The sequence below is a fragment of the Parafrigoribacterium humi genome, assembly GCF_040227205.1.
In the GTDB taxonomy this organism is placed as follows: Bacteria; Actinomycetota; Actinomycetes; order Actinomycetales; family Microbacteriaceae; genus Parafrigoribacterium_A; species Parafrigoribacterium_A humi.
The window spans coordinates 426,076-447,328 of record NZ_JBELOA010000002.1 but is presented as its reverse complement, the minus strand read 5'-3'; the positions used below and the strand labels follow the sequence as shown (position 1 = coordinate 447,328).

Here is a 21,253-nt window from a genome sequence, read left to right as displayed (position 1 = left end):
ACTGACATTGCTGCTGGTGGCGGAGCGCCGCGCGGCACTCAGGACAGGTGTCCCGCGGCCGCCATCTGTCTGAGTTCCTTCTTCAGATCGGACACTTCGTCGCGCAACCGGGCCGCGAGCTCGAATTTGAGCTCTCCGGCGGCCTGCAGCATCTGTTCGTTCAGGTCGCGGATGATCGACTCGAGGTCGTTCGCCCCGTTCGCCGCGAGTCCCTCGTGGCGGAGGTTCGGCGTCGGTGACAGCTTCTGGCTGGTCCTGCTCTTGCGGTCCCGGCTGTGACCGTCTCGGTCGGCGAGGAACTGGGCCGTGTCCGCGTCCTCCCGGGCGAGCGCGTCCGTGATATCGGCGATCTTCTTGCGCAGCGGCTGGGGGTCCACGCCGTGCGCGACGTTGTAGGCGACCTGCTTCTCACGCCTGCGGTTCGTCTCGTCGATGGCGATCCTCATCGAATCGGTGAGGACATCCGCGTACATGTGCACGGCGCCTGACACGTTCCTGGCCGCGCGACCGATGGTCTGGATGAGCGAGGTCGAGGAGCGCAGGAAACCCTCCTTGTCGGCGTCCAGAATCGCGACGAGGGAGACCTCGGGCAGGTCGAGGCCCTCCCGCAGCAGGTTGATGCCCACGAGCACGTCGTAGACGCCCTGCCGGAGCTCCGTCAGCAGCTCGACCCTGCGCAGAGTGTCGACGTCGGAGTGCAGGTACCGTACCCGCACGCCGGCCTCGCCAAGGAATTCGGTGAGCTCCTCCGCCATCTTCTTGGTGAGGGTGGTGACCAGCACGCGCTCGTTCTTCTCGGTGCGCGCGCGGATCTCCTCGAGCAGGTCGTCGATCTGTCCTTTGGTGGGCTTGACGACGATCTCCGGGTCGATCAGACCGGTCGGACGAATGATCTGCTCGACCACGCTGTCGGTGATGCCGAGCTCATACTTGCCCGGTGTCGCGGACAGGTAGACCTTCTGTCCAACGCGCTCGAGGAACTCGGAGAATTTGAGCGGCCGGTTGTCGAGGGCACTCGGGAGCCGGAAGCCGTGCTCGACGAGGGTGCGCTTGCGCGAGGCATCCCCCTCGTACATCGCTCCGATCTGCGGAACGGTGACGTGGGACTCGTCGATCACGACGAGGAAGTCCTCGGGGAAGTAGTCGATGAGGCAGTGCGGCGCCTCCCCCGGCTGGCGCTGGTCGATGTGCCTAGAGTAGTTCTCGATGCCGCTGCAGAAGCCGATCTGCTCCATCATCTCGAGGTCGAAGGTCGTGCGCATCCGCAGCCGCTGTGCCTCGAGCAGCTTCCCCTCGCGCTCCAGTTGTTCGAGCCGCTCCGCGAGTTCGATCTTGATGGTCTTGATCGCGGCCTGCATGCGCTCGGGCCCCGCGACGTAGTGGGAGCCGGGAAACACGGATACGGCGTCCAGCGTCTTCACCACGTCCCCCGTGAGCGGATGAAGGCTGTAGAGAGCCTCGATCTCGTCACCGAACATTTCGATCCGGATCGCGAGCTCCTCGTACATCGGGATGATCTCGATGGTGTCTCCGCGCACCCTGAAGTTGCCGCGGGAGAAGTCGATGTCGTTGCGCTGGTACTGCATGGAGACGAACTTGCGGATGAGCGCCTCGCGATCGATCTTCATGCCCACCTGGAGGGCGATCATCGCGTCGAGGTATTCCTCTGAACTGCCCAGACCGTAGATGCAGGAGACGGTCGAGACGACCACGACATCCCTGCGACTGAGTAGCGAGTTCGTGGTGGAGTGTCGAAGTCGCTCGACCTCGGCGTTGATCGACGAGTCCTTCTCGATGAAGGTATCGGTCTGCGGAACGTATGCTTCCGGCTGGTAGTAGTCGTAGTAGGAGACGAAGTATTCGACGGCGTTGTTGGGCATGAGTTCGCGGAACTCGTTGGCCAGCTGGGCCGCGAGGGTCTTGTTGTGCGCGAGCACGAGGGTGGGGCGCTGCACCTTTTCGATGAGCCAGGCCGTTGTCGCGGACTTGCCGGTGCCCGTCGCGCCGAGGAGCACGACATCCGTCTCGCCCGCGTTGATCCTTCCGGCGAGCTCGTCGATTGCCGCCGGTTGGTCGCCGCTGGGCGTGTAGTCGCTGATCACCTCGAATGGGCGAACAGAACGTGTGGGTTGCATCCTTCGAGTCTAGGTTCGACCTACGACACGCGCTCCCAGAGTGCATCCACCTGGGCGAGGGTGTCCTCCAGGGTGCCGTTGTTGTCGATCACGACGTCGGCGATCGCGAGCCGATCCGTATCGCTCGCCTGCGACTCGATACGACGGTGTGCCTCGTCGTGGTCCAGACCCCGCAGTTCCACGAGGCGGCGCAGCCGGGTCGCGGCGTCGGCGTGCACGACAGCGACGAGGTCGAAGCTCAGGTCGCGGTTCGTACCGGCCTCGACGAGCAGTGGAACGTCGTAGACGATGACGGCGTCGGGATTCTGCTGCTCCGCCTCGGCGATGAGCCCCCGAACACGGTGCCAGATCTTGGGGTGGGTTATCGAGTTGAGCCTTTCCCTGGCCTCCGGATCGCGGAAGATGACGGCACCGAGGGCGGCACGATCAAGTGAGCCGTCGGGGCGCAGCACATGGGTGCCGAACTCGGACGCGATCTCGGCGAGGGCGGGTGTGCCCGGTTCGACGACCTCCCTGGCCAGCACATCCGCGTCGATGACGACCGCGCCGAGGGCTGACAGTCGTTCGCTGACCGTGGACTTGCCCGAGGCGATCCCCCCGGTGAGCGCTATGAGATACACGGGAGTCCGTTGAGCTGCACGCCACCATGCTACCGGCGGTGGTGATGGCACACGAAAGCGGCCGGGTCCGCGAGGACCCGGCCGCTATCGACAGGTGATCAGGAGTTGCTGGAGAGCTTCTCGCGAAGCGCCGCAAGCGACTCGTCGTCGGCGAGGGTTCCCGCCGAGCCGGACTCGCTCGAGAACGAGGAGCCGGACGATGCGACGTCCGTGATGGTCTCGTTCGCGGCAGCCGCGACCTGCTTCTTGTGGGCCTCCCAGCGGGCCTGGGCTGCAGCGTAGTCCTGCTCCCACTTCTCGCGCTGGGTCTCGAAGCCCTCTTTCCACTCGTTGGTCTCGGGGTCGAAGCCGTCAGGGTACTTGTAGTTGCCCTGCTCGTCGTACTCCGTGAGCATTCCGTAGAGCGCCGGGTCGAACTCGGTGCCCTCGGGGTCGACACCCTCGTTGGCCTGCTTGAGGCTCAGCGAGATGCGGCGACGCTCGAGGTCGATGTCGATGACCTTGACGAAGACCTCTTCGCCGACCGACACGACCTGCTCGGCGAGCTCGACGTGCTTGCCCGAGAGCTCGGAGATGTGAACCAGGCCCTCGATGCCGTCTGCGACGCGAACGAACGCGCCGAACGGGACGAGCTTCGTGACCTTTCCGGGTGCAACCTGGCCGATGGCGTGAGTGCGCGCGAAGACCTGCCACGGGTCCTCCTGGGTGGCCTTGAGCGACAGCGACACGCGCTCGCGCTCGAGGTCGACCTCGAGGATCTCGACGGTGACCTCCTGGCCAACCTCGACGACCTCGGAAGCGTGCTCGATGTGCTTCCAGGACAGCTCGGAGACGTGAACCAGGCCGTCGACGCCGCCGAGGTCGACGAAGGCGCCGAAGTTGACGATCGAGGAGACGACGCCCTTGCGAACCTGGCCCTTGGCGAGGTTGTTGAGGAAGGTGGTGCGGCTCTCGGACTGCGTCTGCTCGAGCAGGGCGCGGCGAGAGAGCACGACGTTGTTGCGGTTCTTGTCGAGCTCGAGGATCTTGGCCTCGATCTCCTGGCCGAGGTACGGCGTGAGGTCGCGGACGCGCCGGAGCTCGATGAGAGAGGCGGGAAGGAATCCGCGAAGGCCGATGTCGACGATGAGGCCGCCCTTGACGACCTCGATGACGGTGCCGGTCACGACTCCGTCATCATCCTTGATCTTCTCGACGTCGCCCCACGCGCGCTCGTACTGCGCGCGCTTCTTCGACAGGATGAGGCGGCCTTCTTTGTCTTCCTTCTGCAGGACGAGCGCCTCGACGCTGTCGCCGACCTGGACGACCTCCGTCGGGTCGACATCGTGCTTGATGGAGAGTTCGCGGGAGGGGATGACGCCCTCCGTCTTGTAACCGACATCGAGGAGGACCTCGTCACGATCGATCTTGACGACGACACCCTCGATAAGGTCTCCGTCGTTGAAAAACTTCAGTGTCTTCTCGACCGCGGCCAGAAAATCTTCAGCAGATCCAATGTCGTTGATGGCGACCTGCTTGGGGCCGACGGTCGTTGCGGTTGTCATGTAGTAGTTGCTCCAGGATGGAAGATGCCCCTCGGGGCACAATCGGGCCACTGTCGAGATGGTTCGTTTGTGTTGTCGCCAGCGGCAGGCGGATAAATCATCGCAGACTGCGACTCTCTAGCTTATCGTGCCAGTGCGCCGGGGGCCAAGCCGGGAAGGTCAATCGGACAGGAGAGCCGCGCGGAGGGTGTCGAGTCCGACTCCCCCGAGTCCCAAGGCCTTCTTATGGAAGGCGCGGATGTCGAAGTCCGCTCCCTCGCGTCGCCGGTATTCGTCGCGGAGCTGTTCCCAGATCCGCTGCCCGACCTTGTACGACGGTGCCTGTCCGGGCCAGCCGAGATAGCGATTGACCTCGAAGCGCACGAACGGCTCGTTCATGTTGACGTTGTGGGAGAGGAACTCGAACGCGAAGTCGCCCGTCCACGGCCCGGTTCCGTCTGGCCGCGTCTTCTCGAGATGCACGCCGATGTCGAGGACGACGCGGGCCGCGCGCATCCGCTGTCCGTCGAGCATCCCGAGGCGGTCCGCAGGGTCGTCGAGGTATCCGAGCTCCTCCATGAGGCGTTCAGCGTAGAGCGCCCAGCCCTCGCCGTGCCCGGAGGTCCAGGACTGTCGGCGCCAGGAGTTCAGCGAGTCCTTGTTGTAGGTGGCCTGTCCGACCTGGAGATGATGGCCGGGAACACCCTCGTGATACACCGTCGTGAGCTCACGCCAGGTATCGAACTCGGTGACGCCCTCCGGCACGCTCCACCACATGCGCCCCGGGCGTGAAAAGTCGTCGGTCGGTCCGGTGTAGTAGATGCCGCCCTCCTGGGTCGGAGCGATCATGCATTCGAGACGCCGAAGTTCGGCAGGAATGTCGAACTGGGTTCCCGCGAGCTCGTCGATGGCGCGGTCGCTGGTCTCCTGCATCCAGGCCTTCAGGGCGTCGGTGCCGTGAAGTTTTCGCGTGGAGTCCTGGTCCAGGAACTCGATCGCCTCCTTCACGGATGCGCCCGGCTTGATCTCCCTCGCGATGGACTCCTGCTCCGCCACCATCCTCGCGAGTTCGGCGATACCCCACTCGTAGGTCTCGTCGAGGTCGACGGTCGCGCCGAGGAAGTCGCGGGAAGCGATCTCGTACAGCTCTCTCCCGACGGCGTCTTTTTCGGGCGCGTGCGGTGCGAGTTCCGTGTCGAGGAATTCGGCGAGTGCGCCATATGCCGCGGCAGCCTTCGCGGCCCCGGTTGCGAGATCGTTCTTCAGTGACTCCGGAAGCTCTCCGCTCTCCGGCGCAGCGCCGGCGGCGAACTCGAAGAAGAATCCGTTCGCGGGCACTTGTTTTCGTGCCTGGGCGATGATCTCCCGCACCTGTCGGATGGCCGGGACGTTGTGTGCGTCGATGCCTGAGCGCAGGGTCTCGATGTACCCGTTCATCGCGGCAGGGAGGTTGCGCATTCGCGTGGAGATGGCGTTCCAGTCCTCCTCCGTCGCGGTGGGGACGAGGTCGAAGATGTCACGCAGGCCCTGCGCGGGCGATGCGATGACGTTGAGGTCTCGCTGGTCGAAGCCCGCCTCATGCTTGTCGATCGCCAGTTGCAGTACTCGGCTGAGGTCCATCTTGGTGACGCGGTCGACATCGTCGGCGGCCTCGGCTTCGGTGATGCGCTTCAGCGTCTTCCTGGTCTCGGCGATGGCGCGTTCCGCACCCGCGGGCGAATAGTCGGCGTACTCACCCTCGCGGCCGGGCCTGCCGAGGTACACGTGGTACTCCGGAAACAACTCCAGCTCTGTGTCGACCCACTCCTCCGCGATCGCGTCGATGGCGGTGTGTTCTCGATTCCCCTGTGTCATCATTCGAGGTGTCATCATTCGAGCCTACGCGTGAGGCGTCGGACGATCGAGTCCGCAACCTCCCAGGGAACGATAGCTAGTCGGCGTCGAGATCGGTGGCGAGCAGTGAGGCGAGTGAGTCGAGGGCCTCTTCAGCGCCGTTCCCGTCCGCACTCAGCGTGACCTCGTCGCCGTGCGCGATACCGAGGGACAGCACCCCGAGGATGCTCGCAGCATTTACCGAGGTGCCGTCGCCACGCGTGAGCGTCACGGCCACACCCGTGGCGGCCGCAGCCTGGCTGAACAGCGCCGCGGGCCGAGCGTGCAGCCCGACGGCGGACTTCACCGTTGCTCTTCGTTCTGACATCGTGCTCTCCCCTGCTGTCGATCTGTCCGAATCGTTCGGTTGGTCCGGTGCGCACCGCGTGTCTAGTGCGCGGCCTCATCCCAATTCTTGCCCGTACCGACCTGCACATCGAGCGGAACCTTCAATTGCCTCGTGTCGGCCGCGTGTCCCATCCGCGCGGTGACGAGGCTCGTCATCGTCTCGAGCTCGCCCTCCGCCACCTCGAAGACCAGTTCGTCGTGCACCTGCAGGAGCATCCTCGACCCCAGCTTCTTCTCCTGGATGTCGTCCGCGATATCGAGCATGGCGATCTTGAGGATGTCGGCGGCCGAGCCCTGGATCGGCGCGTTGAGAGCCGCGCGTTCCGCGTTGTCGCGCAGCACACGGTTGGAGGAGTTGAGGTCGCCGAACGGGCGCCGCCGTCCGAAGATCGTCTCGGTGTAGCCGTCCTTTCGCGCCTGCTCGACGACGCCGCGCAGGTAGTCGCGCACCGCGCCGAAGCGCTCGAAGTAGTCGGCCATGAGCTGCTTTGCCTCTGAGGTGTCGATGCGCAGCTGCTTGGAGAGGCCGAATGCGCTCAGACCGTAGGCGAGTCCGTACGACATCGCCTTGACCTTGCTTCTCATCGTCGGCGTCACCTCGGACGGTTCGACCCCGAAGATGCGCGAGCCGACGAAGCGGTGCAGGTCTTCCCCGGAGTTGAACGCCTCGATGAGCCCGGCGTCACCGGAGAGGTGTGCCATGATCCGCATCTCGATCTGGGAGTAGTCGGCCGTGAGGAGGGTCGTGAACTTCGGGCCGCTCTCGAACGCCGAGCGGATCTCGCGCCCGACCTCGGTACGAACCGGGATGTTCTGCAGGTTCGGATCGACGGAAGAGATGCGGCCGGTGCTCGTGCCCGTCTGGTCGTAGGTGGTGTGCACGCGGTGATCGGGCCCCACGGCTTTGGCGAGGGTCTCGACGATCTGTCCCAGCTTGGTCGCGTCGCGATGCTGCAGCAGGAGATCGAGGAAGGGATGAGGGCTGCGATCCTGCAGGTCCGCGAGCGATGCCGCGTCAGTCGAGTACCCGGTCTTGTTCGCGCGCGTCTTCGGCATCCCCAGTTCGTCGAACAGCACCTGCTGCAACTGCTTGGGCGACCCGAGGTTCACCTCGTGCCCGAGCTCCGCGTACGCGCTGGCGGCAAGACCGGCCGCCTTCTCTCCCAGTTCGGATGACAGGCGCGAGAGTATCTGCGCGTTGACGGTGATGCCGGTGAGCTCCATGGTTGCGAGGATCGGCAGCAGCGGCAGTTCTATCTCATCAAGCACCGACCTGGAGCCCGGCTCGAGCCGCTCCGCCAGATACTCCGCGAGTTGGAGGACGTACCAGGCCTCGGTCGCAGAGCTCAGCGCCTCCGTATCCGGCACGAGCTGATTCGGATCGGGCTGCGGGATGCGTTCGCCGAGCAGGTCGTACACCTGCGTCGCGAGATCCCTGGAGTGCGCACCCGGTTTGATCAGCCAGGCCGCGAGAGTGACATCGAAGGCAATGCCCCTCAGCTCGATTCCTGCCCTGTGCAGCGCCTTGTACTGCGGTTTGGAGTCGAACAGGTATTTGGGCGCATCGCTCGCGAGCCAGGTCTCGAGCGCGCGATAGTCCGGGCGCCCGGGTGCCCAGGGAACGTAGGCGGAGTCCGTCGCAGAGGCGAGACCGAACCCCGCAATGCCCTCCGGGCCGACATCGAGCTGCAGGCCGAGCGGGAGTGTGCCGTCCTTCGTCGCCTGAGCGATCCAGAATCCCAGTTCCTCGTCGACGAGCGTTCTCACGGCCGGGACGACGGTCCCTGACTGCGCCGCACCTTCACCATCCGTGGCGGCTGCAGACGCTCCGTCGCCGCCAGCGATCTTGAGCAGCCTGGTGAGGAGGGTGCGGAACTGGAGCCTGTCGAAGACGTCGCGCACGGCGGTCTCGTCGATTGGGCGGCGTTCGAGATCCGCGGGGCCGACGGGGAGGTCAACGTCGGTGAGCAGGTGGTTGAGCTTGCGATTGCGGACCGCGTTGTCCTTCTGCTCGCGCAGCTTCTCCCCGACAACACCCTTGATCTCGTCAGCGTGAGCGAGGATCTGGTCCAGTCCTCCGTACTGGTTGATCCATTTGACCGCGGTCTTCTCGCCGACCTTGTCTATGCCGATGAGATTGTCGCTCGTCTCGCCGACGAGGGCGGCGACATCCGGGTACTGGTGCGGCTCGATGCCGTAGCGCTCGACCACGGCATCCCTGTCGTAGCGTTTGAGCTCTGAGACACCGCGGGCGTTGGGGTACAGCAGCGTGACGTCGTCGTTGATCATCTGGATCGCGTCGCGGTCACCAGAGACCACGAGCACGCGGTACCCCTCGGCCGCGCCGCGCGTCGCCAGGGTCGCGAGGATGTCGTCGGCCTCGTAGTCCTCCTTGGTCACGGTGACGATGTTCATGGCGTGCAGCGCTTCTTCGAGCAACGGGATCTGCCCGATGAACTCCGGCGGAGTCTCGCCGCGGGTGCCCTTGTACTCGGGATACTCGCGCGTGCGGAAGGAATATCTCGAGATGTCGAAGGCCACGGCGAGGTGCGTGGGCTTCTCGCTCTGCAGCAGGCTGATGAGCATCGCGATGAAGCCGTGGATCGCGTTGGTGTGTTGACCGTCGCGGGTCTGGAAACTGTCTACCGGGAGGGCGTAGAAGGCGCGGAACGCCAGCGAATGGCCATCGATAATCAGAAGGGTAGGCTTTTCGTTGTCCGTCACGCAGCCAGCCTAGCCGCGGCCGCCGACAGACCCTCCAGTGCCGTGTAAAGGACGCCGATGACGATTTTTCCCGAGAACCTCGATCCGACTCTTGTCGAGCGGCTGGTGTCTTCGGGCGGAGGCGAACTCACGCGCAGGCTCGGAATCGAATTCCGGGAGTTGTCGGCAGAGTATTCCGTCGGGACGATGCCGGTCGAGGGCAACAGACAGGTGATCGGCATCCTCCACGGTGGTGCTCACGTCGTGCTCGGTGAGTCCCTCGGCTCGATCTCGGCGGCGATCCACGCGGGGCCAGGGCGCATCGCCATGGGCATCGAGATCAATGCGAGTCACACGCGCTCGATCTCATCCGGGGTCGTCACGGGAACCTGCACGGCACTCAACCTCGGGCGCACCCTCACGACTCACGAGATCGTCATTCGCGACGAGGAGGGCCGCAGGCTGTCCACCGTGCGGATCACGAACATGCTCCGCGATCGCTGAGCTCTCAGCTCGCGGCAACGGTCTCGGCGTCGGCCAGATCGGAGTGGTGGATGGCCGCAACGTTCGGGTGTGCCCGCAGGCGATAGCGAAGCGCGTTGTCGCCATAGGTCTCGAGGATCGGACTGTTCGTCGGGTCGACGGTCAGGCCGCGAGCCTCTGCTTTCAGTTCCGCGCTCAACTCGAGGTGCGGCATCGAGGTGTCGAGTGCAGGGTTGAAGAAGAACGGGATCGAGACGCGGTCATCGCCCCGACGCGGTGACACCACGCGATGCAGCGTCGCCTTGAGGTAGCCCTGCGTCGCAAGCTCCAGCATTTCGCCGATGTTGACGACGAATGCGCCGTCGATCGCGGGCGCATCGATCCACTCGCCTTCGTGCTCGACCTGAAGTCCACCCTTGCCCGGCTCCACCAACAGCAGCGTGAGCACGCCTCCGTCCCGGTGTGCTCCGACGCCCTGCGCCGGCTCGATCCCGGTGGTTCCGGGGTAGCGGACAATCTTCAGGAGCGGGAACGGCCGCACAGCGAACGCCTCATCGAACACACCGATCGGGGCTCCGAGTGCCTGTGCCCACGCGCGCATGAGTCGCAGGGACAGGTCGCCGAGTTTGTCCATCCAGCGGGAGACGACATCCTGCAGCTCGGGAAGTGCGGTCGGCCAGAGGTTCGGTCCCTCCAGTCGCCAGTATGGCGCCACGCCTTCGCCCTCTACGACGAGGTCACGCTCGGCGCCGATGTCGATCTGTTCACGCCAGTCGATGTCGCCGTGCGTGCGCTCTCCGCCCACGCGGGTGTAGCCGCGAAACTGCGCACTGTGAATGTTCTCGATGGCGAGTTTGTCGCTCTCTGGCAATGCGAAGAACCTCCGCGACACCGCGAGGATCTCGTCGATCAGGTGCTGCTCGACACCGTGGCCGACGAGGTAGAAGAACCCGACGTCGTGCGTGATGGCTCGTAACTTTTCGAGGAATCTCTGGGCCGACTCGGCTCCACGGTCGAGTTCGGAAAGGTCAAGGAGGGGAAGCGAAGCAAGCACGATGCAAGCTTTCCACGTGCGGCGAGCGGCCCGTGCTTTGTTACAGCGACGGTCGACGGACCGAGGAGGCGGCGGGGCTACTTCTTGGCGGAGAGCTGTTCGATGATCGCCTGGGCGACATCGTGCATGGTGAGGCGGCGGTCCATGGATGCCTTCTGGATCCAGCGGAAGGCCTCGGGCTCGGTGAGGCCCATCTTCTCGTTCAGCAGCCCCTTGGCGCGGTCGACGAGCTTGCGGGTCTCGAACCGCTCGACGAGGTCGGTGACCTCCGCTTCGAGCGTGATGATCTGGGCGTAGCGAGCGAGTGCGATCTCGATCGCGGGCAGGAGATCGTTCGGGGTGAATGGCTTGACGACGTACGCCAGCGCTCCGGCCTCGGTTGCGCGCTCGACGAGTTCCTTCTGGCTGAAGGCGGTGAGCAGGACAACCGGCGCGATGTGGTTCTTGGTCAGACGTTCGGCAGCTGAGATCCCGTCAAGGAGAGGCATCTTGACGTCCATGATGACCAGATCCGGACGCAGTTCTGTCGCGAGTGCGACGGCCGCTTCTCCGTCTCCCGCCTCACCAACGACCTCGAAGCCGTTGTCGCGGAGTGTCTCGACTATGTCCAGGCGAATCAGTGACTCGTCTTCTGCCACAACGACGCGGCGGGGAACTTGTGTGGGGGTTTCCTGGTCAGTCACGAGCTAAAGCCTACGGTATTCTGACAATCGTTACTGTGCGCCGGTGTGGCGGAATGGCAGACGCGGAGCACTCAAAATGCTTTGCTCGCAAGGGCGTGTGGGTTCGAGTCCCACCACCGGCACAGCGGATTTACGCTATTCGAGGCCTCCTGCGGCGATCAATTGTCGGTACGGCATCAGCGCGGCCTGCATCCCCAGGCCGACGACCCCGATCATCCGCCCGCCCCGGTAGTACCCGAGAACGCAGGCTCCGGTCAGCTCGCCCTCGAGCAGTCGAGTCTCGTCGGCGAGTGATGGCAGGCCGTACGCGCGCAGGTCTATCTCGAACTGCACCGACCAGAAGGTGGGCATCGGTGTGAACGGCCGTGCCGCCGTCTCAGCGAAGGAGCCGTCGTCCGCGAGCTGCGCGGCGAGCACAGCGCCGACGCGCTTGCCCGTGTCCGTGGGGATGTTCCAGTGCTCGATCCTGCGCGGTTTCTCGTCGAACACGAGGTGCGGGAAGCGCGCGATGTCGCCGACGACATAGACGTCGTCGTGCACGGTGCCGTCCAGCGAGACGGCGCGCATGGCGGTATCCGCAAGAACCCCGTCCGTCGTGTCGAGGCCGGTGCCAGCCAGCCACTCGCTGTTGCACTCGGATCCGATGGCCTCGACCAGGACATCCGCGTCGAGTCGTTCGCCGTCGTCGAGCACGACTCCGGCGAACCGCGCGGCACCGAGCACGTCGACCACACTCCTCCCCAGGCGAAACCGCACGCCGTGCGCCTCGTGCCTGCGCTGAATCTCCGCGGCGAGCTCCAGGCCGAGCGGCCGGATGATCGGCAACTCGCGCGGCGAGACGATCGTCACCTCGCAACCGAGCTTGCGTGCCGTCGCGGCGACCTCGCAGCCGAGGAACCCCGATCCGAGCACGACGAGGCGGCGTCCCTCTCGCAATTCTTCACGCAGCGCGATCGCATCGTCGAGGGTGCGAATCGTGTACCGGCCCGGCATGGACGGATCCTTCTGGCCGGGAAGGGTGAGCCTCCTGGCGCGGAGCCCGGTCGCAATGACGAGGGCGCGCCAGGTGTGTTTCACGCCGTCATCCGTCGTGACAGTCTGGGCGTCGAGATCCGCTGCGGTCACGGACGTGCCGCGCAGCCACTCGACATCTTCCGTCGCCGCGCGCTGGGGAAAAGCGACGGCCTCGTGGGTCACGACAGTCGACAGCACCTCTTTTGACAGGGGCGGCCGGTTATATGGCGCGTGCAGTTCCTCGCCGATAATCGTGAGCGGACCGGAATACCCCGATTTGCGCAGTGCCTCGGCCGCGCGAAGCCCGCCCATCGCTCCGCCGACGATGATGACGGGGGCGGCATCGGGCACGGTGACCACCTACTCGACGATTCGGATGGCCTGCATAGGACAGACGTCGACAGCGGCTTCGACCTGGTCGCGTTCGTCGTCGTTGGCTTCCGCGAGATACTCGAGTTTGTCGTCACTGTTCAGGTGGAAAATCCTGGGAGCCTCGAACACACACTGCCCGTAGTGCTGGCAGAGGTTCATGTCCACTTCGACCTTGATCATTGCGCGTCCTTCGCTGCTTTCTCCTGCACCGTTGAGGGGTACAGGTCCTTCGACGGGGTACGGATGCCCCGAAACTCCCAGTCGCCACCGAGCGCCGTCGAGACGACCTCTTCGCTCGCGCTCGGTTGGGCACCGACATCCGTGCGGATGGCGGATGGACCGGTGACGATGTGATTGCGCAGAGTGCCGAGGCCCTCGACCTCGACCTCGACGACATCCCCGGGCTCGACCGGGCGAGAGAACGCGGGGGTTCCGGTGAACAGCAGGTCCCCTGGGCTCAGGGTGATCGTCCTGGCAATGTCGGCCACGAGATAGTTCATGTCCCACTTCATGTTCGCGGTGCTGTCGTCCTGGCGGACGACGCCGTTCACGAGGGTGCGGATGCGCTTGTCGTGGAAGTCCCAGCCCGTGACGAGCCCGGGGCCGACGGGGGCGAGCGTGTCGCTGCCCTTGACGCGGAGCATCGACCCGGCATCGGTGTCCCTGAAGTCATGCAGTCCGTAGTCGTTGCCGACGGTGTATCCGGCGATGTAGTCGCCGGCATCGGCGGGCGTGACATTGCGGCAGGTGCGCCCGATGACGATCACGATCTCGCCCTCGAAGTTCAGGAACCTGCAGCCCTCCGGTCGCACGACCGCTCCCTCGTGGCTGTTCAGCGCGGTCACGGGTTTGTGGAAATAGGTCGGCGCGGGCGGCAGCCTGGTCATGAACTCCTCTGTACGGCTCGCGTAGTTGAGGTGCACGGCGATGATCTTGCTCGGCACGGTCGGCGGCAGGTGGACGGCATCCTCGATCGCGATCTCGCGCCCGTCGCCCGCGACAAGGGCATCTCCGTGGCGAACGACCTCCGTGGCGAAACCGTCGAGAAGGATGCGACGATACTCAGTCACGATCCAGGACCAGATCCTTCGGTGCGGGGAATCCGCCGTCCGGACGGGGGAACCAGATGTGCACCTGCCCGGTTCCCACGGAGTTCTCATAGTCGCTGTACTGGATTCCCGGCGCGGTGCAGGCCTCCTCGCCGATGGCGCCCGCGGTGAGCAGCCAGTGGCCGAACATGGCCTCTGGACGCACCTTGTGGAACGCCGGCATGGTGTCGAGCACCTTCGCGTGGTCGCCCGCCTTGAACCAGTCGAGTCGCTCGTAATCGGCGGCGAGCGCCTCCTTCGAGAAGATGTGACTCGGATCGGCCATCTCGTGCTTGCGCAGTTCGCGCAGCTTGTAGAACGTGTGCGACAGTGCGCCTGAGGCCAGGATGATGACCCTACGATCGCTCGCCGCGATCGCCTCGCCGATGGCGCGACCCGCGCGGAGGAAGTCTTCGTCTGTCGCGGTCTGGCAGACGCTGACGCTGACCCACTTCTTGTCGGGGAGCCCTTCGCCCAGATACTTCCAGAGGTTGATGGTGGCGTACATCACCGGTAGGTCGGGGTCGTCGATCGGAGTGATCCAGGTGCCGTTCTTCTCCGCGCGATCTTCCATGAGGTTCGCGAGTTCCGGGTCGCCGCGGTAGTCGTAGGGCACCCCGTGCATTCCACGTGGCAGCTCCTCCGAGGTGAACAGGCCGTGGCGACGATCCTGCGAGGCCACCACGAACTCCACCGTGGTCGCCCAGTGGCTGTCCATGACGATGACGGTGTCGTAGTCCTCGGTCTCGAAGACGTCTTTCCTGAGTTTTTCGAGTGCGGAGACGAGGGTCGAGTCCTTGCCCTCGTTGAGCTCCATGCGCTCCTCTTTCGGAAGCATGATGGTGGGGACGTGGGCGATGAGACCCACTCCGACTACTTCACCCATGGCGAGCACTTCCTTTCATCGATGCAGGCTTCCATCCGTGTGGGGCCACGACCGTGTTCTTCACGTCCGCGTAGAAATCGAATGACCAGGTACCGCCCTCGCGACCGATCCCGGATTTCTTGGAGCCGCCGAATGGCGCCCTCAGATCGCGTACGAAGAAACAGTTGACCCAGATAGTGCCGGCGACGAGCCTCGTTGTGACCGATTCCGCGTGCGCGCGGTCCCCCGCGACGACGACGGCCGCGAGCCCGAATTCCGTTCCGTTGGCGAGCGAGACGACCTCGTCATCCGTCTGGAAGGTCTGCATCGTGAGCACGGGCCCGAAGACCTCCTGCGTGACGATCTCGCTGCCGGGGGTCGGATCGCCTATGAGGGTCGGACGAAAGTAGAGGCCGCCGAGTTCCGTGTTCGGTGTTCCGCCCCAGACGATGTCCGCTCCCTCGGCGGTTGCCCGATCGACGAAACCCTTCACCCGGTCGAAGTGGGTCTGGTGCACCTGGGGGCCGATATCCGTGTCCGGATCCCTGGGGTCGCCCTGCCTGAGCGCGACTGCTTTCGACCTGAACGCCTCCGCGAACGCGTCCGCGATGCTCTCGTGCACCAGGATTCGCGTGCCGGAGAGGCAGACCTGCCCCGCGTTGTCGTACTGGTCGATCGCGAGCGTGGCCGCGAGTTCGAGGTCAGCGTCGGCGAGCACGATGAACGGGCTCTTGCCGCCGAGCTCGAAGCTGCAGGGTGTCAGGTTCTCTGCAGCGGCCTTGGCGATCGTCTTCGCGGTCGGCACGGAACCGGTGAACGAGATGCGGCTGAGTCCCGGATGCGCGACGAGGGCGGCGCCGGCTTCCTTGCCGTATCCCTGCACGACGTTGAACGCGCCGTCGGGAAGCCCCGCCTCTTTCGTGATGTCGGCGAACAGGGACGCCGTCAGCGGCGTCCACTCCGCGGGCTTGAGCACCACGGTGTCTCCGGCAGCGAGAGCGGGTGCGATCTTCCAGGTCGCGAGCATGAGCGGGGCGTTCCATGGCGTGATCAGGGCTGCGACCCCGGACGGGTCCCAGGACACGTGATTGTCATGTCCTCTGGTTTCGAAGTCCGGATGTCCGAGGTGGTTCACCAGCCAGTCGGCGAAGAAGCGGAAGTTGTGGGCCACCCTGGGCATCACACCGAGCAGGTGGCTGCGCAGCAGCGCGCCGTTGTCGGTGGTCTCGACGATGGAGAGCTGCTCGATGTTCTCCTCGACCAGGTCGGCGATTCGATTCATGATCGCCGCGCGCTCCCGGGGGGCCGTGGTGCCCCAGATCGGGAAGGCCGCCTGTGCCGCGGCGACCGCGAGGTCGATCTCGCGCTGCCCCCCGCGAGCGATGTCGCCGAGAAAACTGCCGTCGATGGGCGAACTGTTGCGGAAGGTGTCGTCGGAGGCGACGCGTTCTCCGCCGATGAAGTGCCGCGTGTCGACACTCACGCCGACCACGTCGATACTTGTCATGTGCGCCGCTTCCCGTCTCCCCTGACTCTTCGTTAAGTCATTCGGATGCTAATGAGTTACCCTAACCGATAGGCGGTGGCTCTACAACTCTCCGGAGGAGATTCGCGCGAAGCGTGCGAGCAGTGACCAACGCTCGATCCACGGAGTACAGATGACCCATGTTTACCGCCCACGAATCGCCGTCATCGGTCGGTTCGCAGAAAGCACCTCGGCCTTGCGCTATCGAGCGGTGGTGAACGCGAGAGCGCTGCTCGAAGCGGTGTGGAACGCTGGTGGCGACCCGTTCACCCTTCTCCCCGTCGGAGACGTCATGTGGGGCGAAAGGCTCGGTGGCTTCGACGGCATCCTCCTCCCGGGGGGCGGAGACATCGACCCGGCCAGATACACGAAGGACGCGCGGGTCGAGAGCGTCTACGACGTCGATGCCACCCAGGACACCGCGGACCTGAAGTCCGCTGACTACGCGCTCGAGAGCGGCATGGCCGTCCTCGCGATCTGTCGGGGGCTCCACGTGGTGAACGTCGCCAGGGGCGGAACGCTCGTCCAGGACCTACCTGTGACGCACCACAACCTCCTGCACGATGTGACCGTCGAGCGCGGTGCGGAGCGCTTCGGCTTCACCGAGAACACGGTGCGGGCGTCCTGCTACCACCACCAGGGGCTCGATCGCCTCGGCCAGGGAATAGACGCGGTCGCTCGCGCGGCGGATGGCGTCGTCGAGGCCGTGACGATCGACGCAGCGGGCTGGGCTGTCGGCGTGCAGTGGCATCCTGAGGACACCGCGGCAGAGGACCCGCAGCAGGCGGCGCTGTTCGAGGAGTTTGTGCGCCAGTCGCGACTCGCACACCAGACCGCGTAGGCCAGACGCGCGCTACTTCTCGACGTTGCTCGTGATCAGGCGAAGCATCTCGGCGAAGTCCTGGCGCCTATCGGCGGGAACAGGGGCCGCGACGTGTTGTTCCTGTTTGTTGAACGCCGGGAAGAGCCCGGTCATCAGCGTGCGCCCGTCCGGCGTCATTCGCACCAGCACGAGCCGTCCATCCACCTGACTCTTCTCCCTCGACACCCACCCCCTGCCCTCGAGGGTCGAGAGCACGCCGGTCAGGGTCGCCTTGGAGAAACCGCCCTCGAGCGCGATCTGCCTCGTCTCGATTGGCTCCCAGATCCAGGTCACCCACAGGACGACGAACGCCGTCCAGGACAGGTCGTTCTCGGAGAGTACGGTGCGCTCGAGATGATTCCGCACCGCGTTGGCCGCACGGAACAGGTTCGATGCCACTGCCATTGACGCATAGTCGATCGGGAGCTTGCCCAGGCGCTTCTCTACCTCCCGCTCCGTCTCCGCGAGCGTGTGGGGTCCTGGCATCAGTTCTCCTTGGGTGCGATCTCGGTCGCCACTCTAGTTGACGGTACTTCAGCGGTGACAGACAGACCACCAGGATGTCGCAGGAATTCGGCCCGGGGTGTAGATTGTTCGCACCCAAACAATATCCCCCTGGAGGATGAGTTGAGTTCAATGACGAACGTCACCCTGGCAGACCTGGATCTCTTCGAACACGAGCAGCCCTGGGCGGTCTTCGACGAGCTACGCGCGAGTGCTCCGGTGCACTGGGACGAGGAAGAAGCACCCAACAAGGGGTTTTGGTCGCTCACCCGCTACCACGATATCGTCGGCGTGCTGCGTGACACGGAGACCTTCTCGAGCGAGCGCGGAGGCGTGAGCACGGAGGAGCTGGATGACGACCAGCTCGAAGCCCGCAAGTCCATGCTCGAGACCGACGGCGTTCGACACCGTGCGCTCCGTCGCCTGATGCAGGGCGAGTTCACCCCCAAGGCGGTCGCGGGCTACGAGACCTTCCTGCGCGGACTCACCGCGTCGACCCTCGACGCGGCCTTCGCAAAGAAGGAGTTCGACTTCGTCGCGGAGGTCGCAGCGGACTTCCCCATCCGGGTGCTCGCTCGCATGCTGGATGTCCCGGACGCGGACATCTACAAGCTCATCGACTGGGGTAACCGGATGATCGGCAACAGTGACCCGGAGACGGCCGATGTTCTGGCGAACTCCGCGGAGAGTGAAAAATATCGGCTGCTTCCGTTCCGCTCCCCCGCGGCCCAGGAGGTCTTCGACTACGGCCACGAACTGGAACGCGAACGCCTCGGCAAGGACGGCACGGATCTCGTCTCCAGGCTCATCAACCAGGAACCGGCGGACGGCATCGCGCTCTCGGAGCGCGACTTCAACAGCTACTTTCTGCTGCTGGTCGTCGCGGGGAACGAGACCACGCGCCACTCCATCACGCACTCGATGAACTACCTCATGCAGAATCCCGACCAGCTGGCGCTGCTCCAGGAGCGGCCGGAGCTCATCCCGTGGGCGGTCGAAGAGCTTCTGCGTCTGGCGAGCCCGGTCTATCACTTCCGCCGCACCGCGACGAAGGACACGGAGATCAATGGCCAGGCGATCAAGGAGGGCGACAAGGTCGTCACCTGGTTCGCCGCAGGCAACCGCGATCCGGAAGTCTTCGAGGACCCGTACCGGATGGATGTCACCCGTAATCCGAACGAACACATGGCGTTCGGTCGGGGCGGGCCGCACATGTGCATGGGAAACGCTCTCGCGAGGCTCGAGATTCGCATCATGTTCGAGACCTTGCTCCCCCGCATCACCGGCATGGAACGGCGCGGCCCTCTCGACCACCTGCGCTCCAATTTCGTGAACGGGATCAAGCGCTTCCCCGTGCGCGTCGAACTCGCCGGTCAGTGATTCGGCGGCGCTAACATCGCGATCCTCGAGAGAAAGGCGTCAAGGAGTGCCACGGTGCGCTGCTGCGCGGTGCTTTCTTCCGCGCGAGTGTGCGCGAGCAGCGCGTCGGGGTCCTGGCCATCGTCGATGACCTGTTGGCGGCCGCCCTCGAGCAGCCACCCCTCGAGCGTGCTCGCGGTGAGTTCTGGGTGGAACTGCACGGCGAGGCTGCGCCCGTATCTGAAGGCCTGCGATGCCACGGAGTCTCTGGCGATCTCCTGCGCGCCATCCGGTAGTTCCCAGCGGTCGTAATGGAACTGGAACCACGGCCCGGCGGGCATGAGAGAGGCGTCGTCGCTGTGGATCGCCGTCCAGCCGATTTCCGGCTTGGGCGCCCTCGCGACACGGCCGCCGAGGGCACGCGCGACGAGCTGTCCCCCGAAGCAGATACCGAGCACGGGGATGTCCCTCGCGAGCGCGTCCTGGACCCAGGCGATCTCGGGCAGGAGCCAGCGTCCGATACGGGCGTCGTCCCACGCTCCCCAGGGTGCGCCCATCGGGACGATGAGGTCATACTGGCCTGGATCGGGAAACTCGAACGCGACGTTGGGGGTTCGGAAATCGGCCTCGCTCACGACGAGGATCTCGTCGACGTCGAAACCGCGGCGACGCAGATGATCCGAGACGAACCCCGTGGGGCTCACGTGGTCGTGCATGACAAACAGAGCTCTCACGGTTTCGCCTCACTGTCGGTCGGGGCTTCACTGCCGGTCTGGCTTGGGGAACGTGCATTTGCGCGGACGTGGCTTAGTATCTCACTATTCGTTTATACCCAAACGATTTATCAGCAAAGGAGCTGAATAACAGATGGGCACCGATGCAGTTGCTCTTCAGTCGCGGTTGGAAGCGGATGGTATCGACGTCCTCCGCCTGATCTACGCCGACGTGCTGGGAATCACGAGGTCAAAGGATCTCTTGGTCAGCCAGTTCTCTCACTCCGTCGCCAAGGGGGCGACCTTCTGCCAGGGCGTGTGGATCACGACGACGCGGGGCGGAGTACTCGACGGGGACAAGATCATGTCGAGCGGTCTGCCAGACCTCATCGCGACCGTGGACCCGGAGACTCTCACGCTCATGCCGTGGGAGCCGGGCGTCGCGCTCATCGTTGCAGACGCGTTCAATCCGGATGGCACGGAGAGCCATATCGCACCGCGCTCCGTGCTCAAGAGCGTGATCGCCCGATACCAGGCGCTGGGGCTGACCCCGGTCGTCGGGCCGGAGCTCGAGTTCTACATCGCGGAGCGGGGAGAGAACGGATGGAAGCGCGCTCTCGAGCGGACGGGGCGCGTCTACACGACAGGAACCTGGGTGGATCCTGAAGGCATCTTCCTCAATCTGCTTCGCCAGCTGGATGCCATGGACATTGGCGTCTTCGCGGGGAACCACGAGTTCAGCCCGTCGCAGTACGAGATCAATCTCTGGCACGGTGAAGCACTCGATGCGGCGGATCGCACCTTCCTGTTCAAGACCGCCGTCAAAGACATCGTGGCGCGCTCGGGAAAGCTTGCGACCTTCCTCGGACGGCCGTGGACGGACGAGGGAGGCAGCGGCTTCCACCTGCATTTCTCCGTCATCGATGCGGCGGGCAGAAATCTCATGTCGACCGCCGAGGGCGAGCTCTCCGACACCGCGAACCACCTCATCGCGGGCATCCTCGAGAACGCTCCCGCACTCGTCGCGCTCACGAATCCGACCGTCAACGCATACAAGCGCCTCGGGCCGGATACCCTTGCGCCGTACCGCGCGAATTGGGGCCATGACAACCGCAGCACGATGCTCAGGGTGCCGCCGGAACGCGGGGACGGCACGAGGCTTGAAATCCGGGTAGGTGACGGCGCGGCGAATCCGTACCTGATCGTTGCCGCGGTTCTTGCGGCCGGGCTGGACGGCCTCAGCAGGTCGCTTACGGTGCCACCCAGCGCCGACGGCTGGGCCTACCAGAACGACGCCGCGGAGGTCCTTCCCGGTTCACTCGGGGTGGCATTGGACGCCCTCGACGCCAACTCCGTGCTCCGCGAGACGCTCGGCGAGGCGTTCATCGACGTGTTCACGGTGCTCAAGCGCGATGAACTCGCGCGTTACGAGGCAGAGGAAGAGGATCCCGCTACCCGCGACGTCACCCGGTGGGAGCTTGACGAGTACCTCGAGGACTATTGATCCGGTTCAGCCGACTCGGTTCAGAC

Annotated in this window: 19 protein-coding genes and 1 tRNA gene; 5 read left to right on the top strand and 15 right to left on the bottom strand. The window is 64.8% G+C overall.

Going from position 1 to position 21,253, the window contains the following annotated elements:
* Positions 1–38 precede the first annotated feature (38 nt).
* The 6 genes from uvrB to polA form a co-directional block, all read right to left on the bottom strand.
* Positions 39–2,135, bottom strand: coding sequence for an excinuclease ABC subunit UvrB (gene uvrB / locus ABUA28_RS06410; protein ID WP_349903160.1), 2,097 nt, complete (start codon positions 2,133–2,135; stop codon positions 39–41).
* Between the two features lie 20 nt (positions 2,136–2,155).
* Positions 2,156–2,755 carry a dephospho-CoA kinase gene (coaE, locus tag ABUA28_RS06405; protein WP_349903159.1) on the bottom strand — a complete coding sequence of 200 codons (600 nt, stop codon included), beginning with the start codon at positions 2,753–2,755 and terminating at the stop codon, positions 2,156–2,158.
* Positions 2,756–2,853: 98 nt separating this feature from the next.
* Entirely contained in the window at positions 2,854–4,299 is a 1,446-nt protein-coding gene (gene rpsA / locus ABUA28_RS06400; RefSeq protein ID WP_349903158.1) for a 30S ribosomal protein S1, read from the bottom strand.
* A 159-nt stretch (positions 4,300–4,458) separates the two neighbouring features.
* Positions 4,459–6,132, bottom strand: coding sequence for a DUF885 domain-containing protein (locus ABUA28_RS06395; protein ID WP_349903294.1), 1,674 nt, complete (start codon positions 6,130–6,132; stop codon positions 4,459–4,461).
* 76 nt (positions 6,133–6,208) lie between these two features.
* A complete protein-coding gene (locus tag ABUA28_RS06390) occupies positions 6,209–6,478 on the bottom strand; it encodes an HPr family phosphocarrier protein (RefSeq protein ID WP_349903156.1) in 270 nt (89 codons plus the stop codon).
* A 62-nt stretch (positions 6,479–6,540) separates the two neighbouring features.
* Positions 6,541–9,222 carry a DNA polymerase I gene (polA, locus tag ABUA28_RS06385; protein ID WP_349903154.1) on the bottom strand — a complete coding sequence of 894 codons (2,682 nt, stop codon included), beginning with the start codon at positions 9,220–9,222 and terminating at the stop codon, positions 6,541–6,543.
* Positions 9,223–9,279: 57 nt separating this feature from the next.
* Between polA and ABUA28_RS06380 the strand changes: the two genes are divergently transcribed.
* Positions 9,280–9,705, top strand: a complete 426-nt coding sequence (locus tag ABUA28_RS06380) for a PaaI family thioesterase (protein ID WP_349903153.1) — start codon at positions 9,280–9,282, stop codon at positions 9,703–9,705.
* 4 nt (positions 9,706–9,709) lie between these two features.
* Here the strand turns inward: ABUA28_RS06380 and ABUA28_RS06375 are convergent, their stop codons facing one another.
* Complete coding sequence (locus tag ABUA28_RS06375; protein WP_349903293.1) at positions 9,710–10,741, bottom strand: isopenicillin N synthase family dioxygenase; 1,032 nt, start codon at positions 10,739–10,741, stop codon at positions 9,710–9,712.
* A gap of 74 nt (positions 10,742–10,815) precedes the next feature.
* Positions 10,816–11,421 carry an ANTAR domain-containing response regulator gene (locus ABUA28_RS06370; RefSeq protein ID WP_349903151.1) on the bottom strand — a complete coding sequence of 202 codons (606 nt, stop codon included), beginning with the start codon at positions 11,419–11,421 and terminating at the stop codon, positions 10,816–10,818.
* Positions 11,422–11,460: 39 nt separating this feature from the next.
* On the opposite strand from ABUA28_RS06370, the gene ABUA28_RS06365 reads away from it, so the two are divergent.
* Positions 11,461–11,543: transfer RNA gene (locus ABUA28_RS06365), tRNA-Leu, on the top strand.
* 13 nt (positions 11,544–11,556) lie between these two features.
* Here the strand turns inward: ABUA28_RS06365 and ABUA28_RS06360 are convergent.
* Genes ABUA28_RS06360 through ABUA28_RS06340 form a run of 5 tightly spaced genes read right to left on the bottom strand, consistent with a single transcriptional unit; the run spans position 11,557 to position 16,267 of the window.
* Entirely contained in the window at positions 11,557–12,786 is a 1,230-nt protein-coding gene (locus ABUA28_RS06360; protein WP_349903150.1) for an NAD(P)/FAD-dependent oxidoreductase, read from the bottom strand.
* 9 nt (positions 12,787–12,795) lie between these two features.
* Complete coding sequence (locus ABUA28_RS06355; protein WP_349903148.1) at positions 12,796–12,987, bottom strand: ferredoxin; 192 nt, start codon at positions 12,985–12,987, stop codon at positions 12,796–12,798.
* On the bottom strand, positions 12,984–13,877 hold the full coding sequence (locus tag ABUA28_RS06350; protein ID WP_349903147.1) for a fumarylacetoacetate hydrolase family protein: 894 nt from the start codon (positions 13,875–13,877) through the stop codon (positions 12,984–12,986). Before ABUA28_RS06350 ends, ABUA28_RS06355 begins: the two co-directional genes overlap by 4 nt.
* The gene (locus tag ABUA28_RS06345) at positions 13,870–14,781 is read right to left on the bottom strand and encodes a DODA-type extradiol aromatic ring-opening family dioxygenase (protein ID WP_349903146.1); all 912 of its coding nucleotides are present in this window, start codon (positions 14,779–14,781) and stop codon (positions 13,870–13,872) included. The genes ABUA28_RS06350 and ABUA28_RS06345 overlap by 8 nt, the downstream gene beginning before the upstream one ends.
* Complete coding sequence (locus ABUA28_RS06340; RefSeq protein ID WP_349903145.1) at positions 14,774–16,267, bottom strand: aldehyde dehydrogenase; 1,494 nt, start codon at positions 16,265–16,267, stop codon at positions 14,774–14,776. The genes ABUA28_RS06345 and ABUA28_RS06340 overlap by 8 nt, the downstream gene beginning before the upstream one ends.
* A 151-nt stretch (positions 16,268–16,418) precedes the next feature.
* Between ABUA28_RS06340 and ABUA28_RS06335 the strand changes: the two genes are divergently transcribed.
* Positions 16,419–17,126 carry a gamma-glutamyl-gamma-aminobutyrate hydrolase family protein gene (locus ABUA28_RS06335; RefSeq protein WP_349903144.1) on the top strand — a complete coding sequence of 236 codons (708 nt, stop codon included), beginning with the start codon at positions 16,419–16,421 and terminating at the stop codon, positions 17,124–17,126.
* Between the two features lie 12 nt (positions 17,127–17,138).
* Here the strand turns inward: ABUA28_RS06335 and ABUA28_RS06330 are convergent, their stop codons facing one another.
* A complete protein-coding gene (locus ABUA28_RS06330; RefSeq protein ID WP_349903143.1) occupies positions 17,139–17,633 on the bottom strand; it encodes a MarR family winged helix-turn-helix transcriptional regulator in 495 nt (164 codons plus the stop codon).
* A gap of 150 nt (positions 17,634–17,783) precedes the next feature.
* Between ABUA28_RS06330 and ABUA28_RS06325 the strand changes: the two genes are divergently transcribed.
* A complete protein-coding gene (locus tag ABUA28_RS06325) occupies positions 17,784–19,031 on the top strand; it encodes a cytochrome P450 (protein WP_349903141.1) in 1,248 nt (415 codons plus the stop codon).
* Here the strand turns inward: ABUA28_RS06325 and ABUA28_RS06320 are convergent.
* On the bottom strand, positions 19,025–19,744 hold the full coding sequence (locus ABUA28_RS06320; RefSeq protein WP_349903139.1) for a type 1 glutamine amidotransferase: 720 nt from the start codon (positions 19,742–19,744) through the stop codon (positions 19,025–19,027). The genes ABUA28_RS06325 and ABUA28_RS06320 overlap by 7 nt on opposite strands.
* A 133-nt stretch (positions 19,745–19,877) precedes the next feature.
* Here ABUA28_RS06320 and ABUA28_RS06315 point away from each other — a divergent pair, with 133 nt between their 5' ends.
* The gene (locus tag ABUA28_RS06315) at positions 19,878–21,227 is read left to right on the top strand and encodes a glutamine synthetase family protein (RefSeq protein WP_349903138.1); all 1,350 of its coding nucleotides are present in this window, start codon (positions 19,878–19,880) and stop codon (positions 21,225–21,227) included.
* The last annotated feature ends 26 nt before the right edge of the window (positions 21,228–21,253 follow it).